Source organism: Peribacillus sp. FSL H8-0477 (assembly GCF_038002765.1).
Classification (GTDB): domain Bacteria; phylum Bacillota; class Bacilli; order Bacillales; family DSM-1321; genus Peribacillus.
The window spans coordinates 922,278-938,853 of record NZ_JBBODE010000001.1 but is presented as its reverse complement, the minus strand read 5'-3'; the positions used below and the strand labels follow the sequence as shown (position 1 = coordinate 938,853).

Below are 16,576 nucleotides of genomic sequence, written 5' to 3'. Positions count from 1 at the left end.
GAAGATATGAATAGGAGAATAAATAACTCTTAAATAATTGGTAACGGTTACAATTGTTTGGGGGAATTTGACTATTTCATTTTTTTATGGCTTTTCAGATAATCGGCAAAGGTGTATACTATGTCATGAAAGCTGGCCGATAGCCTATTAAATGATGATTTTTAGGAGGTACACAGATGGTAGCCGAAAAAGGTACTGACCATGACAGCCAACAGGAGAAAAATGATGTGCTGAAGTCGACTCAAACTGTAATACATAAAGCATTAGACAAACTTGGATACCCGGAGGAAGTCTACGAGCTCCTTAAAGAGCCTCTACGACTGTTAACGGTGAAAATTCCAGTTAGAATGGATGACGGTGCTGTAAAGATCTTCACAGGATACCGAGCTCAGCATAACGATGCAGTAGGTCCGACAAAGGGTGGAATCCGTTTTCATCCTAATGTAACCGAACGTGAAGTGAAAGCTCTTTCAATCTGGATGAGTCTGAAATGCGGCATTGTTGACTTGCCATATGGCGGAGGGAAGGGCGGAATCGTCTGTGATCCTCGCAATATGTCATTCCGTGAATTGGAAAAGCTAAGCCGTGGGTATGTCCGTGCAATCAGCCAAATTGTTGGACCAACAAAAGATATCCCAGCACCTGATGTATTTACTAATTCACAAATTATGGCTTGGATGATGGACGAGTATAGTCGTCTCGACAGTTCGAATTCTCCTGGTTTTATTACGGGTAAACCTCTTGTACTCGGTGGATCTCATGGCAGGGAGTCAGCTACTGCAAAAGGTGTAACAATCTGTATTAATGAGGCAGCGAAGAAGAAGGGCATTAGTGTAAAAGGAGCGCGTGTTGTTGTTCAAGGATTTGGCAATGCAGGGAGTTTCTTGGCTAAATTCATGCATGACGCGGGTGCAATTGTTGTAGGTATTTCTGATGCATACGGCGGTTTATATGATCCGAAGGGTCTCGATATTGATTATCTCCTTGATCGTCGTGATAGCTTTGGTACAGTAACGAAGCTGTTTAAAAATACCATAACAAACAAAGAATTATTAGAACTAGAATGTGATATTCTTGTTCCAGCTGCAATTGAGAACCAAATTACGGAAGAAAATGCCCATAATATCAAAGCGAAAATCGTTGTAGAAGCAGCAAATGGTCCAACAACGATCGAGGCAACGCAAATACTGACAGAACGGGGAATCCTGCTTGTTCCTGATGTACTAGCGTCTTCTGGTGGTGTGACCGTTTCTTATTTTGAATGGGTTCAAAATAATCAAGGGTATTATTGGAGTGAAGAAGAGGTTGAAGAGAAACTAGAAAAAATCCTCGTTAAGTCCTTTAATAATGTCTATGAGCTCGCCCATTCGCGCCGAGTTGATATGCGTCTCGCAGCGTATATGGTCGGTGTCAGGAAGATGGCGGAGGCCTCACGTTTCCGCGGCTGGGTATAAACACTCAAGCCTTACTAGTTGAATAGGTGCAAAAAATCTCCTATCATTAAGTGATAGGAGATTTTTTTTAGACGGCAACCCATACTAACTATAACAGCATGAAAAATACGGGAAACCGTGATAGGGAGCGCATATTATGAAAAAAGAAAGTGTAATCGTTATTGGAGGAGGTCCCTGTGGACTCGCTGCGGCCATAGCCGTAAATGATATAGGTAAGCAAGCACTTGTTCTTGAAAAAGGGAATATTGTTGATGCAATTTATCATTATCCAACACACCAGACATTTTTTAGTACGAGTGAAAAATTAGAAATAGGTGATGTGGCGTTTATTACGGAAAACAGGAAACCTGTTCGCAGCCAAGCCCTTGCTTATTACCGAGAAGTAGTGAAACGGAAGAATTTACGGGTTAATTCTTTTGAAGAAGTGAAAAGTGTGAAGAAGCTCGGTGAAAATAATTTCCATGTCATCACAACAAAAGATGAGTATCAAGCTGAAGCTATTGTGGTCGCTACCGGTTATTACGGCCAGCCGAACTACTTGAACATTCCAGGTGAAGACCTTCCGAAAGTGTCTCATTATTTTAAAGAGGGTCACCCTTTCTTTGATACTGATGTAGCTGTAATCGGCGGTAAGAATTCAAGTATTGACGCAGCGCTTGAATTGATTAAGTCCGGCGCAAGAGTAACTGTTCTATACAGAGGATTGGAGTATTCGCCAAGTATTAAGCCTTGGATCCTGCCAGAATTTGAATCACTGGTACGTAATGGGACCATTACCATGGAATTTGGAGCCTGTGTTGACAGCATAACGGAAGACAGCTTGAGTTACCATGTGGAAGACAAAACGAAGGAAATTAAAAATGATTATGTATTTGCTATGATTGGCTATCATCCAGATTGCGGTTTTTTATCGGAAATGGGTGTAGAGATTAATGGAGAAGATGGTGCGCCCGTACATAATCCTGAAACCATGGAGACCAATGTGAAAGGGATTTATATTGCGGGTGTGATTGCAGCCGGTAATAATGCCAATTCCATTTTTATTGAAAATGGCCGTTTTCATGGAGGATTAATTGCTGAGAACCTGTCAAAATAAAAATAGAAAGCGGCGTTCCGGAATGGATACGTCGCTTTTGTCATATGTATAGAATGATATTTAACTCTTAGAAAGCGAATATTTCTTGGATTTTCTGATGATTCGTCGTGATATGTAATGCAATTAATAATTTAATCCTAGCCTTTTGGCCATTTAAGCCGTTCGAGAAAATCACACCAAGCTCTTTTAATTGCTTGCCGCCCCCATCGTATCCATAGGTGTCTTGAACAATCCCGTTAAAACAGCGAGAAACAATGACTACCGGTATATTAGCCGCAATGAGAGCTTTGATACCTGGGATGGTTTGAGGAGGCATATTGCCTTGCCCTAGCGCTTCAATAACTAAGCCATCAATCTTCATTTCTTTTAAGATGAAGAAAAGAGACGAATCCATTCCAGCATGAGCCTTAAGCAAGGTCACTCGCTTAGCTACTGTATCGAGCAGATACTTTTCTTCATAGAGTGGATTGTGGTGGAAAATCACACTCCGTTTGGTGACAATGCCGATTGGTCCAAACTGCGGGCTTTGAAAGGTTGAAACATTACTTGTATGTGTCTTGGTCGCATTTCCTGCTGTATGTATTTCATCATTCAAAACGATTAAAACGCCTTTTCCTGAAGCCTCATTACTTGTGGCCACTCTAATTGATGAGATAAAATTATACAACCCGTCCGATCCAATTTCATTGCTTGAGCGCATGGCGCCAGTAACCACAATAGGTATGGATGAAGCAACGGTCAGGTCTAAGAAATAGGCTGTTTCCTCTAACGTATCTGTACCATGAGTAATAACAACTCCCTCAATATGCGAATCTTTTATTCTGGCTTCAATTATTTTTTTTATGTGCAGCATTTCTTTTGCCGTAATATGCGGTGAAGGAAGATTAAAAGGTTCTTCAATCAAGAAATCGACATCTTCGAAAAATCCATTCGTGTGGTTTTTGATTGGGTTTTCGATGGATAGTCCCACAGCACCTGTCTCAGAATCTTCTTCCATGGAGATCGTTCCGCCTGTATGAATAACTAAGATGCGCTTTGTCATTGTACATTCCTCCTGCTAACTGGGTCACCGGCAAAGTATTTCACATTATTATTTGGTAAAATAAGGTGATGTTGGTGTTTTTCTTTTTCATGTTTCCATGATACGATTAAATAAAAAGAATGAAAAGGGGTCAGCCTATGCTGGTCATTTTGTCAGCTGGCACGGCTCCAGGTTTGGCCTTGCTTAGCTACTTCTATCTTAAAGATCAATATGAGAAAGAAACCTTTAAAACTGTGTTAAAAACATTCCTTTATGGCGTGTGTCTAGTCCTGCCGATTATGTTTCTTCAATATATCCTTCAAGTAGAACAAGTCCTTAACGGTCCGTTTGCACAAGCATTCCTGCAAGCATCCTTGCTTGAGGAATTTGTGAAATGGTTTTTTCTGCTGTATATCATCTATCCTCATGTAGATTTTGATGAACCCTATGATGGGATCATTTTCGGAGCGGGAATCTCTCTAGGGTTTGCTACCTTAGAAAATATTTTTTATTTAGTGGCTAACGGAGTCGAACATGCCTTTACTAGAGCCATGCTGCCTGTATCAAGTCATGCTCTATTTGGGGTCATTATGGGGTATTATATCGGAAAAGCGAAGTTCTCTCATTCCCATAAGCGTGTTTTCATATTTTCGGCACTAATCGTGCCGGTGATTCTGCATGGTGTGTATGATTATATTCTTCTAACGTTAAAACTATGGATCTATTGGATTTTACCATTTATGGGCTTTCTCTGGTGGCTGGCTTTAAAAAAGGCAAAAAAAGCCCGGGATCATTCTGTTGTTCATACAAGCAAACTATTTTCACGAAAAGAAACAGGATAATATTCTGTTTCTTTTTTTTTGTGGAAGAAGCTAGCAGTGATTAATTTATGGGATAAAAATAATGTTAAAGAAGAAAATAGGTGTAAATCCAATTAGAAAAAAGGGAGTGTTTTTTGATGAAAGGAATTTCGTCAAAATGGAAAGGCCTGCTTTCTGTATGTGTAGTATCGTTCTGTTTGGTTACCGCTCCTGCATCGAAAGAGGCTTTCTCGAATCAGATTATCCAAAGAGGAGCAAAGGGAGATGATGTCATTGAACTGCAGGCACGGCTGCAGAATATTGGTTATTACCATGGGAAAATAGACGGTGCTTATGGCTGGGGTACATATTGGGCACTTCGTAATTTTCAAGAAGCATTTGGTCTGCCCATAGACGGATTAGCAGGTGAATCAACTAAAAAGAAATTGACGAATGCATCCAACTATAATAAAGCATTCGTGCATGAGCAAATTAATAAAGGCAATGAATTCACCTATTATTCAGGTGTTGATGTGGATAAACAGATTAAACAAAGTGAGACTCAATCGAAACCAGAATCAGAGAAAACGGAGACTACTAAATCTGCAAGTGTGCCTGGAGGATATTCGCAAAATGACATCCAGCTAATGGCCAATGCCGTATATGGTGAAGCTAGAGGAGAGCCTTATATAGGACAGGTAGCGGTGGCTGCAGTCATTTTAAATCGTATGGAAAGTCCTTCATTCCCAAATACGATTTCAGGAGTAATCTTTGAGCCGCTCGCTTTTACTGCCGTCGCGGATGGCCAAATCTGGCTGACGCCGAATGAACAAGCTAAAAATGCAGTGATTGATGCGATGAATGGAATGGATCCAACTGGACAAGCAGAATATTATTTTAATCCGGATACAGCAACCAGTAAATGGATTTGGACAAGACCGCAAATAAAAAAAATTGGGAAACATATTTTCTGTAAATAAGGAGGTGAACGATCTTGATTAGAAACATTGTGATTGTATGCTTGCTAGTTGTTGTGGCTGGAACCTCTTTTTGGGGCTATCAAGAACATAAAGAAAAAAATGCGATTTTGATTAATGCGGAAAATACCTATCAGCGGGCGTTCCATGACCTGTCTTACCATGTGGATCTCCTACAAGATAAAATTGGGAATACATTGGCGATGAATTCAAAGAAATCGATCAGTCCGGCACTTACGGATGTATGGAGGATTACCTCTGAAGCCCAGCATGATGTTGGACAGCTGCCGCTTACACTTCTTCCCTTTAATAAAACGGAGGAATTCTTATCAGAGATCGGAACATTCAGTTATCAAACAGCTGTTAGAGATTTGGATAAGGAACCGCTGAATGATGATGAATATGCTAAAATGGCCACGTTATATACTCAAGCTGGCGACATCCAAAAGGAACTGCGTAAGGTTCAATATCTTGTTATAAAAAATAATTTGCGGTGGATGGATGTTGAAACGGCCCTCGCTTCAGAGAAAGAAAATAGCGACAATACCATTATAGACGGTTTTAAAACGGTAGAGAAAAAGGTAACAGGTTATCCTGAAAACTCCCTTAATCCTAGCTTTTCAAGTACCAAATATGAAGATGAAAATTATCAAAAATTAAAAGGGAAGAAAATCACTAAAGAAGAAGCCATTCAGATTGCGAAACACTATTCAGGGTTCTCTGGTAATCCTGAAGTCAAAATCGAAAAAAATGGTAAAGGTGCGAATTATGGATTTTATAGTGTCAGTTTAGTCGATCGTGAGACCAAAGCAGAAGTAAATATGGATATTACCAAAAAAGGTGGATTCCCCATCTGGCTGATTAATAATCGTGACATTAATGAGTCAAAACTTTCGTTAAACGATGCCAATTTAAAGGCACAGAAATTCTTGAAGGATCACGATTTTGATCAATTTGAATTATACGAAAGCTCAGAGTATGATCATATCGGTCTTTTCAATTTTGTAGCGGTAGTGGATGGAGTCCGAATTTACCCTGATTCGGTAAAACTTAAGATAGCTCTTGATGATGGCGGTGTGATTGGTTTCTCTGCAGCTGACTATTTGAAAACGCATAACGTGAACAGGAAGATTAATAAGGCGCGTTTAAGCATGGAAGAAGCAAAAGAGAAGATAAATCACAAAGTGACAATTATGGAAGAAAGAAAAGCGTTAATTATTAATGACTTAGGCAAAGAAACACTGTGTTATGAATATCTAGGAACAATCGATAATGATACGTATCGAATCTTCATTAATGCCGATAACGGCAACGAAGAAAAGGTTGAAAAATTAAAAAATCCAGAACCAGTTTATGAAAATATTCTCTAAAATGTAAGGGAAAGGTACGGAATGTGCTTTTCCTTTTTCTGTTTTCATGCAATAATAATGGCAGGATTTAACTTCTTATGTAGTGGGTACTTTATACTAGAGTTAACAATAGAAATAACATCCAGGAAGTGAAGAGAATGATTAAAGTTGGAGAAACATTGATTCTTGAACCTAAATTTGCCCAACATGAAGAAAAATATAAATGTATGGTTGTTGAACAGGATGAGGGCTGTGTGTTCATAGATTATCCAGTGAATATCGAAACTGGTAAGATCTCATTCTTAATGGATGGTACACAATTAAAAGTGACGTATACGGATTCAGAAAATGCTGTTTATATTTTTGAGTCAGAAGTGCTGGGAAGATTAAAAGCAAATATTCCTATGGTTCAATTGTCATGTCCAGCAACGGATGGATTCCTCAAAATCCAGAGAAGACATTTTGTTAGGATAGGAACGGTAATGGATGCAGCGGTTCATCCAGAAGCCCGGGAGTTTACGCCCTTTACAACCATAACAGATGATATTAGTGCTGGTGGAGCAGCTTTAGTCGTTCCCAAAAAAACTCAAATTGACCTAGCTTCTAAGGTTTACATATGGCTTGTGTTACCTTTTAAATCAGGTGAGATTCATTACTTACGACTAAAAAGTGAAGTCATCCGGCTTTCTGAAGAAAAGGACGGGAGAATGATGCTGTCTGTACAATTTGTAGATAACACAGAAAGTGATACACAAACCTTGTTTAGGTTTATCTTTGAAAAGCAGCTGGAGCGAAAGAAAAAGGAATTAGCACAGTAAATAAAAAAAGATGAATGAATTAAAAGATATTCTTCCATACTTGTACTAGGAACATATGGAGGGATTCAAGTGAAATCAATCGAGCGCCTGCTTATCAAGCTTATTATCATTCAATTTATTTGCTTATTGGCCTTTCAAGCCTTTTTACATCAGGATGGATCTCTGTTAGAATCTAAAAAGTTAATTCGCTATGAAGGTGTTACGAGCACGAACCATGAAAAGGTGGTTGAAACGTTTAACCGCTTGAACGATGAATGAAAGTGGGATTCCCGCTTTTTTTTTGTTTAGTAATATTCACATAAGGTGAGGAATACATGAGTATCAAAAGAGTTTATGATAAAATAAGAGTGAACAGAACAGATCAGCATGTATTCATTAGGAGGATTTATGGAAAAGAAACTATCAGTGGCTATTGACGGTCCAGCAGCAGCAGGAAAAAGTACAGTAGCAAAAATAACAGCAGAGAAATTCAATTACATATATGTCGATACAGGTGCAATGTATCGGGCATTAACATATAAAGCATTACGTCAAGGTGTAAATGTGTCAGATGAGCTGGCATTGAAGCAGCTTTTAGAAAATACTTCAATAGAATTACAACCTTCTGAACTAGGTCAGTTGGTCTACGTTGATGGAGAAAATGTGACTTCAGAAATACGGAATAATGAAGTAACAAGTACTGTCTCAGAGGTGTCTAAACATCGTTTTGTTCGAGAAGAGATGGTCAGAAGACAGCAGGAGTTAGGCAAAAGCGGCGGCGTTGTAATGGATGGAAGAGACATTGGAACACATGTGCTTCCTGATGCGGAAGTTAAAGTCTTTTTAATAGCCTCTGTAGACGAACGGGCACATCGCCGGTATCAAGAAAATATGCAAAAAGGATTTTCAGCTGATATAGAGAAATTAAAAGAAGAAATTGCCTTGCGCGACAAGCTGGATTCCGAGAGAGAAGTATCTCCTCTTAGGAAAGCCGCGGATGCGATAGAGATTGATACAACGTCTCTTACAATTGAACAAGTAGCAGAGAAAATTATTGTTCTGATTGAGGAAAGGAAAGAGCGCGCTTGAACTTTTACACTTTTGCAAAAAACGTGGTAAAAATTGGACTATCACCCGTTTATAGAATTAAAGCCAGCGGTAAAGAACATTTTCCAAAAGAAGGGGGAGTTCTCATTTGTGCGAATCACATAAATAATTTAGATCCGCTTGCAGTCGGAACTACCTCTCCAAGGGATATTCACTTTATGGCTAAGGAAGAATTGTTTCGAGCCCCTGTGTTAAAGGGTATAATGCCTAAAATCAATGCTTTTCCTGTTAAGCGCGGGTTAAGTGATAGGGAGGCGTTAAGAAAAGGATTAGCCATACTTAAGGAAGACAGGGTTTTAGGATTGTTTCCTGAAGGAACCAGAAGTAAAAACGGGGAATTAGGCGAAGGATTATCTGGAGCAGGTTTCTTTGCACTTCGCTCCAAAGCGCACATTGTTCCCTGTGCGGTTATTGGACCTTATTCGTTTCTTGGTAAAGTAAAAGTTGTCTACGGAAAACCAATTGACTTCCAGCCTTATCGGGATCAAAAGGTATCAGCAGATGTTGCGACAAAAGTCATAATGGCTGAAATTCAAAAACTTATTTCTGAAAATAAATAACCCTTCTTGCTTGACAATTACACCATTTTATTAGAATTTAGTAAATAAGGGTATAATTCCGAATTATTAATTAATAGTGAAGCTAAGTTGTATTTAGGTCTTATACACAAGCTGTATAAGATGAAATCTGCACAGCAGTCATGGGTTAAGGAGGAGTTCGAAATGGCAGAAGACATGAATCAAGTGGAAGTAAACATCTTTGAGGTTGGCGACAAGGTTAAAGCTAAAGTATCAAAGGTGGAAGAGAAGCAAGTGATTGTAGATGTCGAGAATTCAAAAACAGACGGTATTATCCCAATTAGTGAGCTATCAAGTCTGCATGTGGAAAAAGCTTCAGACGCTGTTACAGAAGGTGACGAACTGGAACTGGAAGTAATCAAGGTCGAAGAAGAAGCATTAATTCTATCCAAACGCAAAATTGACGCTTATAAGGCTTGGGATCATCTTGAAGAAAAGTTCCAGTCAGGTGAAATCTTTGAAGCAGAAGTTAAAGATGTTGTAAAAGGCGGCTTAGTGGTAGACCTTGGTGTACGTGGATTTGTTCCAGCATCACTGGTTGAAGACTATTTTGTTGAAGACTTTGCTGATTATAAGGATCGAACGCTTACATTTAAGATTGTTGAACTAGAAAAAGATAAAAATCGTTTAATCCTTTCTCATCGCGCTGTAGTTGAGGCTGAAAAAGAAAAACAAAAATCAAGCGTGCTTGATACGATTGAAAGCGGACAAACGATCACAGGAACCGTTCAACGTATTACTGATTTTGGCGCATTTGTCGATATTGGCGGAGTAGATGGACTTGTCCATATTTCTCAGCTGTCACATGAACATGTGGACAAAGTTTCTGATGTAGTAAAAGAGGGAGACCAGGTTCAAGTCAAGGTCCTATCCATTGACCGTGATAATGAACGAATCTCTCTATCTATTAAAGAAACATTACCGGGCCCATGGACAGAAATATCCGAAAAGGCAGCTAAAGGTTCCATACTCGAAGGAACCGTCCGCCGCTTAGTTACCTTCGGCGCATTCGTCGAAATTTTCCCAGGTGTAGAAGGATTAGTTCACATTTCTCAAATATCCCACAAACATATTGGCACCCCTCAAGAAGTACTAAAAGAAGGTCAATCTGTTAAAGTTAAGGTGCTGGATGTGAACGAAGCTGAACAGCGGCTATCCTTAAGCATTAAAGAACTCGAAGAAGCCGAATCCGCTTCATCATATGACTATGACATCCCCGAAGAAACAAAGGGATTCCAGCTTGGTGAAATGATTGGTGACGCATTAAATAAACTAAAATAATAGTTCTTTAAAAAACAAGTTTCCTAGCGGAAACTTGTTTTTTTGGTTTGGGGACTTTTGCTATTTTCAAAGTATCAAACCAAAACGCCAATGCCAAAACAGCAAGGGTCGAATACCTGCCTCACTCGAGTATCCACACTGCAGCTGGTTTTGTTTAAAACGTCTCTTACTGGGATAAAGCTTATCCAATTGAACAATAAAGAGTAAGATACACTATTTTCACAAGAGCCAAACCTAAAAGGCGATGCCCAAAACAGCAAGGGCCGAATCTTTCTAGATTTGGGCTGAATAAAGCGAAGTTTGGGCCGAATGCCAGCCTGAATAGAGAAAATGAAACCTTAGGACCAACAGAGTAGATAGTTGTTTATCCAAAAAAGGGTCGCTAATGCAAAAAGTGTATCCAGCCAACCAAAAAAAGAGAAAGATACTATTTTTACAAGAGCCAAACCCAAAAGCCAATGCCAAAACAGCAAGGGCCGAATCTTATTGTTTTTGGGCCGAATGATATCGAATATGGGCCGAATCTTTCTAGGTTTGGGCTGAATAAAGTGAAGTTTGGGCCGAATGCCAGCCCAAATAGAGAAAATAAAACCTCAAGACCAACAGAATAGAGTAGGGGTTGTCAAAAAGGGGTCGCTAATGCAAAAAGTGTATCCAGCCAACCAAAAAAAGAGAAAGATACACTATTTTCACAAGAGCCAAACCCAAAAGGCGATGCCAAAACAGCAAGGGCCGAATCTTATTGTTTTTGGGCCGAATGATCTCGAATAAGGGCCGAATCTTTCTAGGTTTGGGCTGAATAAAGTGAAGTTTGGGCCGAATGCCAGCCCGAATAGAAAAAATGAAACCACAAGACCAACAGAGTAGAGCAGGGTTGTCCAAAAAAGGGGTCGCTAACGCAAAAAGTGTATCCAGCCAACCAAAAAAAGAGAAAGATACACTATTTTCACAAGAGCCAAACCTAAAAGGCGATGCCGAAAACAGCAAGGGCCGAATGCCACCCAGAATAGAGAAAATAAAACGTCAAAACCAACAGAGTAGAGTAGGGTTTGACCAAAAAGTAATCCAGCCAACCAAAAAAACAGAAAGATACCCTACTTTCACAAGTACCAACCCTCAAGTGCCAAAACAGCTAAGTACAAATGCACAAAAAGAGGCAGCCCGATTTGGACAGCCTCCTTTAGGTTTAGGAATTTCGTTTTCTTGCTTCTACTGGTCCTTCGAGTCTGGTAGCTCCAGGGTATTTTAGTGATTGGTCACGGTCAGATTCGACTCGGCGGCTTTCTTTGAGTTTTTTTTCTTGACGATCTTTTCCCATTATTTCTCCCCCTTTCCTTATCTGTTATTTTCCCCTGTAATCTGTATTTTTTATTCATCTGCCCATAGCGTGTTTAATCTTGTTTTAAAGGAGACATAATGTCTTTTAGAGGAGGTGAACGTTATGGATGGGTTGTTTTTCTATTGGATTATTTGGATGGGGTGGGTAGTCGCGGTGTTTTTTTTGCCTAAAACGCCGGTTCGGTCTCAGTTAATATGTCATATACTCATTTTGATTATATTATCTGGATATGAGTTAGCCGTTTATCCTTACCGGGTAGGTTTAGGCGGTCTTTATTTGTTGGTTTGTTTATTGATATACAATCGGAAATTGTCCTTCATTCATACGAGTTATTTTGTATTTAAATTCTGTACCATTGGAATTGGGTATGCGGCATTTCAATTATTTGCTTTGCTGGATCCCATTATATTAATTTTTGATGCTTCTTGGATGCAAGCCATAGCCATTAATTATACAGCGTTTTTGTTATTTAAAGATTGGAAACAGCGGATTAGTGCCATCATAATTGGGATGGTGCTGGGTGATTGTGTGTTTGCCGGATTATTGGCTGTACACACTTTGCCTTACAAAAGTATTTCCCTTGAGTGGCTAGATAATGTGACATTGTCTGTCACAGTTGGACTTGCCTGTATTGCTGCCGAACTGATTAGTAAGGTGCTTTATCAACAAACACAGGCCAAATTTAATTCCTAATAAAAGGAATCGCGTGACATCATAATAAAAGTGTTTTTTAGACAATCATTGTTGATTGGTGGAAAATTTGATACTATATGATAGTTAGAGAGCTGGTAAATACATACCGAAGCCTAACTGCAGTTTCTGCAAATATGAAAATCAACAGTGCAATTTTTTAGTGGAGATAAATGCATTCATGGATTTCATGAGCTTAAAAGATATATGGAGTGGAAGGGTGAATACAATGCCAAAACCGGTAATTGCGATCGTCGGACGGCCTAACGTTGGAAAATCGACAATCTTTAACAGAATTGTTGGAGAGAGAATTTCTATCGTTGAAGATGTACCAGGCGTAACGAGAGACAGGATTTATAGTTCAGGAGAATGGTTAACGTATGACTTTAACATCATTGATACGGGTGGAATAGATATTGGGGATGAACCATTTCTTGAACAAATCCGTGCACAAGCTGAAATAGCTATTGATGAAGCGGATGTTATCATTTTTATGGTGAATGGCCGTGAAGGTGTGACTGGTTCAGATGAAGAAGTTGCAAGAATTCTTTATAAGTCAAAGAAACCAGTAGTATTGGCTGTTAATAAAGTTGATAATCTTGAAATGCGCGACCAAATTTATGATTTCTATGCACTTGGATTTGGAGAGCCATTCCCAATTTCAGGTTCACATGGTCTTGGCTTAGGAGACTTACTTGACGAAGTGGCTAAGTATTTCCCAGATTTCAGCGGCCAGGATTATGATGATGAGGTTATCAAGTTCAGTTTAATTGGAAGACCGAACGTTGGGAAATCTTCATTAGTTAATGCTTTGCTTGGAGAAGAGCGGGTAATTGTTAGTGAAATCGAAGGAACGACCCGTGACGCGATTGACTCCCCTTATAAATATAATGGCAAAGAGTACGTCATTATTGATACGGCAGGAATGCGTAAAAAAGGGAAGGTTTATGAGAGCACTGAGAAATACAGTGTACTTAGAGCCTTGCGTGCAATTGAACGCTCTGACGTTGTTCTTGTGGTATTAAATGCTGAAGAAGGTATTCGTGAACAAGATAAGAAAATTGCTGGGTATGCTCATGAAGCAGGCCGAGGAATTATTATCGTCGTTAATAAGTGGGATGCATTAGAAAAAGATGATAAAACAATGAAGAAATTCGAAGAAGATATTCGAGCTCATTTCTTATTCTTGGACTATGCTAAAATCATTTACTTGTCTGCGTTAACAAAGCAGCGGATCCATACGCTTCTTCCGGTAATTGATAAAGTTAGTGAAAGTCATGCGCTTCGTGTGCAAACGAATATTCTTAACGAAGTGTTAATGGATGCCGTAGCCATGAATCCGACACCTACCCATAATGGTACTCGTCTGAAGATTTACTACACCACTCAAGTAGCTATCAAACCGCCTACATTTGTAGTGTTTGTTAATGATCCAGAACTTCTTCACTTCTCTTATCAGAGATTCTTAGAAAATAGAATTCGTGATGCCTTTGAGTTTGATGGCACACCAATTCGTATTTTTGGCCGTCAAAGAAAATAATGACATCTAGTTAGTCATCAAGAGATCGAAGGCTACCTATGTTCTGCGGGATTGTTAGGATGCACTTAGTCCTGACTTCCTTCACCATAGAATAGTTACCTTTTAGAGAAAAGGTGGTTGAATATGACAAGGACAAAGCAAAAAGCAGCCGTAATCGGTGCAGGAAGCTGGGGTACTGCCTTAGCAATGGTTCTCGCAGATAATGGACATGAAGTGCGTTTATGGGGTCATAAGGAAGCACAGATTGAAGAAATCAATTCCCAAAGAACCAATCATAAATATCTTCCTGATATTAAGCTTCCAGAAGGAATCACTGGGTTTAGCTCACTAGACTCTGCTCTTAGGGATCTTGATATTATCATTTTGGCGGTACCGACCAAGGCGATTCGTGATGTTTTGAAGGATATTGAACAAGTCAGTCAACAGCCGCTTACGGTTGTTCATGTGTCAAAAGGGATTGAACCGGATTCCTTAATGCGGATTTCTGAAATGATTGAAGCTGACATGTCTAGCAGTATGCTGAAGGATTTAGTGGTTCTTTCTGGGCCAAGCCATGCTGAGGAAGTGAGCTTGCGCCATCCTACAACAGTTGCTGTATCATCAAAAAACATGGCTGCTGCTGAACGAATTCAAGATCTATTCATTAATCAATATTTCCGTGTTTATACGAATCCAGATATCGTTGGTGTGGAAATTGGCGGAGCCTTAAAAAATATCATTGCGTTAGCTTCAGGGATTACTGATGGATTAGGGTATGGAGATAATGCTAAAGCAGCTCTTATTACCCGTGGTCTTGCGGAAATTACTCGTTTAGGCAGTGCAATGGGGGCAAGTCCGTTAACTTTTTCAGGGTTAACAGGTATTGGTGATTTAATTGTAACCTGTACAAGCGTCCATTCTAGAAATTGGCGGGCAGGTAATTTGCTTGGTAAAGGACAAAATCTCGACGAAGTACTTACGAATATGGGTATGGTGGTTGAAGGTGTTCGAACCACAAAGGCTGCTTATCAGCTTGCGCAAAAGTATGAAGTTGATATGCCGATTACGAATGCACTTTACGGAGTTTTGTTTGCTGGAAAAGACGTAAAGGATTCCGTTGATTTATTGATGAATCGAGATAAACGAAGTGAGATGGAAGATTTATTTAATATAATGGAAGAGCGCGAATCTGAATAATTTGTGGTTCTTTCAAACGGATTACGTCATGTGTGAAATATTTTTCTGAAAATAGGCATTTGCTGATACGCCTTTAGATTTGGAAGCATACAATGCATCGAAAGTAAACTAGTAATCTAACTTGGAACTGGTGGGTTTAGTCAAATGGCAGAAGATATATCTACAGACATATCTTCTGCTTTTTTAACTTGAAGAATAGTCTGTTTTATCAAAATAGGACGAGCTCTCATAAACTAAAATGTGTAGTGGATGATACACTACGATAAAGGAGTAGGTTTTGTGACACCAGCATTGCAAAAAATGTGGATCTCTTTTATTGCTATGGGCTTTATGGCAATCTCCATTTTTTCTATTTATCTAAGCCGGTATAAATTAAGCGGTTTCTTCAAGGCTTTTATGGCGATCTTTGCATACATACTTATGGTTATCGCTGGTTTAATCATCTTTGTAGTAGTATTTAGTGGACCAACCACTTAAGCGAGGCGAATTATATGAAACAAGTAAAATGGGCAGTTATTATTTTTTGTATTCCATTACTCCTAACTGGGTGTATGTATCCAGATAGTCAACTGAAAGAAAACCAAACCCCTTACAAAGAACAAATCCAATCGGTACAAAGTGCGGTTGATCAATTTCAAACGAACGGGGGAGGGATCCTGCCGATTATAACAAAAGAAGCTGAAACACCTATTTATCAAAAATATGTGGTGGATTTTAAAAAAATCGTACCAAGATACATAGCTGAAGCCCCTCCTAATTCGTTTGACGCTGGAGGCATTTTTCAATATGTGCTTATCGATGTTGAAACTGACCCTGCTGTCAAATTACTCGATGTAAGGATGGCCCAAGCTATTCAGGATTTGAATCTTAGGTTAACGAGTTATCGTCAGGCCAATGGTTATCCACCATACGGCGAGGTGCTTTCAGATGAAGTATTTACGCTTGATTATAAGAAACTGGGTCTAAAAGAAGCCCCAACAGTGACTAGTCCGTATTCACAACGGCCATTATCGATTATCGTCAATAATAAAGCTGAATTATTCGTTGATTATACGCCGGATCTATACGATGCCCTCAAAGAGAACAAACACACCTTTAAAAAGGGTGAGGACATTCGAAAGATTTTAGTGGAAGAATCGGATTTTGTTCCAGCTTTTTCTTTGCCTTATACAATTGATGAATCTGAAAAACCAATATTCTTAGTGAAATAAGCATAATCCTTCTTCTGCACAATATAGTGTAGTAGAAGGATTTTTTTATTCTTCTCCTACGCCTGAATTGATTGCGCAGATGATTAACTTATATAGATGAATGCACGGGGGGATGGACTAGAGGGCAAATAAAAGAGGAATATTTTTTTAGGACAACATC

18 protein-coding genes are annotated in these 16,576 nt (G+C 39.3%); 16 read left to right on the top strand and 2 right to left on the bottom strand.

Annotated elements, in window-relative coordinates:
- Positions 1-176: 176 nt before the first annotated feature.
- Both MHI18_RS04840 and MHI18_RS04835 read left to right on the top strand, forming a co-directional pair.
- Positions 177-1,454, top strand: coding sequence for a Glu/Leu/Phe/Val family dehydrogenase (locus MHI18_RS04840; RefSeq protein ID WP_340846273.1), 1,278 nt, complete (start codon positions 177-179; stop codon positions 1,452-1,454).
- 136 nt (positions 1,455-1,590) lie between these two features.
- Positions 1,591-2,550, top strand: a complete 960-nt coding sequence (locus MHI18_RS04835; RefSeq protein ID WP_340846272.1) for a YpdA family putative bacillithiol disulfide reductase — start codon at positions 1,591-1,593, stop codon at positions 2,548-2,550.
- A gap of 67 nt (positions 2,551-2,617) precedes the next feature.
- On the opposite strand, the gene MHI18_RS04830 is transcribed toward MHI18_RS04835, so the two are convergent.
- A complete protein-coding gene (locus tag MHI18_RS04830; RefSeq protein ID WP_340846271.1) occupies positions 2,618-3,592 on the bottom strand; it encodes an asparaginase in 975 nt (324 codons plus the stop codon).
- Positions 3,593-3,729: 137 nt separating this feature from the next.
- On the opposite strand from MHI18_RS04830, the gene prsW reads away from it, so the two are divergent.
- The 9 genes from prsW to MHI18_RS04785 all read left to right on the top strand — a co-directional run bounded on the left by prsW (position 3,730) and on the right by MHI18_RS04785 (position 11,071).
- Positions 3,730-4,413 carry a glutamic-type intramembrane protease PrsW gene (gene prsW, locus MHI18_RS04825; protein WP_340846270.1) on the top strand — a complete coding sequence of 228 codons (684 nt, stop codon included), beginning with the start codon at positions 3,730-3,732 and terminating at the stop codon, positions 4,411-4,413.
- Positions 4,414-4,529: 116 nt separating this feature from the next.
- Positions 4,530-5,351: a spore cortex-lytic enzyme gene (gene sleB / locus MHI18_RS04820; RefSeq protein WP_340846269.1), complete on the top strand. Its 822-nt coding sequence runs from the start codon at positions 4,530-4,532 to the stop codon at positions 5,349-5,351.
- Positions 5,352-5,365: 14 nt separating this feature from the next.
- On the top strand, positions 5,366-6,718 hold the full coding sequence (gene ypeB, locus MHI18_RS04815) for a germination protein YpeB (protein ID WP_340846268.1): 1,353 nt from the start codon (positions 5,366-5,368) through the stop codon (positions 6,716-6,718).
- 137 nt (positions 6,719-6,855) lie between these two features.
- Positions 6,856-7,515, top strand: a complete 660-nt coding sequence (locus tag MHI18_RS04810; protein WP_340846267.1) for a flagellar brake protein — start codon at positions 6,856-6,858, stop codon at positions 7,513-7,515.
- A 69-nt stretch (positions 7,516-7,584) separates the two neighbouring features.
- Positions 7,585-7,773: a YpfB family protein gene (locus MHI18_RS04805; protein ID WP_340846266.1), complete on the top strand. Its 189-nt coding sequence runs from the start codon at positions 7,585-7,587 to the stop codon at positions 7,771-7,773.
- A gap of 129 nt (positions 7,774-7,902) precedes the next feature.
- The gene (gene cmk / locus MHI18_RS04800) at positions 7,903-8,583 is read left to right on the top strand and encodes a (d)CMP kinase (protein WP_340846265.1); all 681 of its coding nucleotides are present in this window, start codon (positions 7,903-7,905) and stop codon (positions 8,581-8,583) included.
- On the top strand, positions 8,580-9,161 hold the full coding sequence (locus tag MHI18_RS04795) for a lysophospholipid acyltransferase family protein (protein ID WP_340846264.1): 582 nt from the start codon (positions 8,580-8,582) through the stop codon (positions 9,159-9,161). The genes cmk and MHI18_RS04795 overlap by 4 nt, the downstream gene beginning before the upstream one ends.
- A gap of 162 nt (positions 9,162-9,323) precedes the next feature.
- On the top strand, positions 9,324-10,460 hold the full coding sequence (gene rpsA / locus MHI18_RS04790) for a 30S ribosomal protein S1 (protein WP_340846263.1): 1,137 nt from the start codon (positions 9,324-9,326) through the stop codon (positions 10,458-10,460).
- 458 nt (positions 10,461-10,918) lie between these two features.
- Positions 10,919-11,071 (top strand): hypothetical protein, encoded by a 153-nt coding sequence (locus tag MHI18_RS04785; protein ID WP_340846262.1) that lies wholly within the window; start codon positions 10,919-10,921, stop codon positions 11,069-11,071.
- Between the two features lie 575 nt (positions 11,072-11,646).
- Here the strand turns inward: MHI18_RS04785 and MHI18_RS04780 are convergent.
- The gene (locus MHI18_RS04780; RefSeq protein WP_340846261.1) at positions 11,647-11,778 is read right to left on the bottom strand and encodes a YpzI family protein; all 132 of its coding nucleotides are present in this window, start codon (positions 11,776-11,778) and stop codon (positions 11,647-11,649) included.
- A gap of 123 nt (positions 11,779-11,901) precedes the next feature.
- Here MHI18_RS04780 and MHI18_RS04775 point away from each other — a divergent pair, with 123 nt between their 5' ends.
- The 5 genes from MHI18_RS04775 to MHI18_RS04755 all read left to right on the top strand — a co-directional run bounded on the left by MHI18_RS04775 (position 11,902) and on the right by MHI18_RS04755 (position 16,416).
- A complete protein-coding gene (locus MHI18_RS04775; RefSeq protein ID WP_340846260.1) occupies positions 11,902-12,492 on the top strand; it encodes a YphA family membrane protein in 591 nt (196 codons plus the stop codon).
- A 226-nt stretch (positions 12,493-12,718) separates the two neighbouring features.
- Positions 12,719-14,029, top strand: coding sequence for a ribosome biogenesis GTPase Der (der, locus tag MHI18_RS04770; RefSeq protein WP_340846259.1), 1,311 nt, complete (start codon positions 12,719-12,721; stop codon positions 14,027-14,029).
- A 123-nt stretch (positions 14,030-14,152) separates the two neighbouring features.
- On the top strand, positions 14,153-15,205 hold the full coding sequence (locus tag MHI18_RS04765) for an NAD(P)H-dependent glycerol-3-phosphate dehydrogenase (protein ID WP_340846258.1): 1,053 nt from the start codon (positions 14,153-14,155) through the stop codon (positions 15,203-15,205).
- Positions 15,206-15,484: 279 nt separating this feature from the next.
- The gene (locus MHI18_RS04760) at positions 15,485-15,682 is read left to right on the top strand and encodes a DUF2768 domain-containing protein (RefSeq protein ID WP_340846257.1); all 198 of its coding nucleotides are present in this window, start codon (positions 15,485-15,487) and stop codon (positions 15,680-15,682) included.
- Positions 15,683-15,696: 14 nt separating this feature from the next.
- The gene (locus MHI18_RS04755) at positions 15,697-16,416 is read left to right on the top strand and encodes a hypothetical protein (RefSeq protein WP_340846256.1); all 720 of its coding nucleotides are present in this window, start codon (positions 15,697-15,699) and stop codon (positions 16,414-16,416) included.
- The last annotated feature ends 160 nt before the right edge of the window (positions 16,417-16,576 follow it).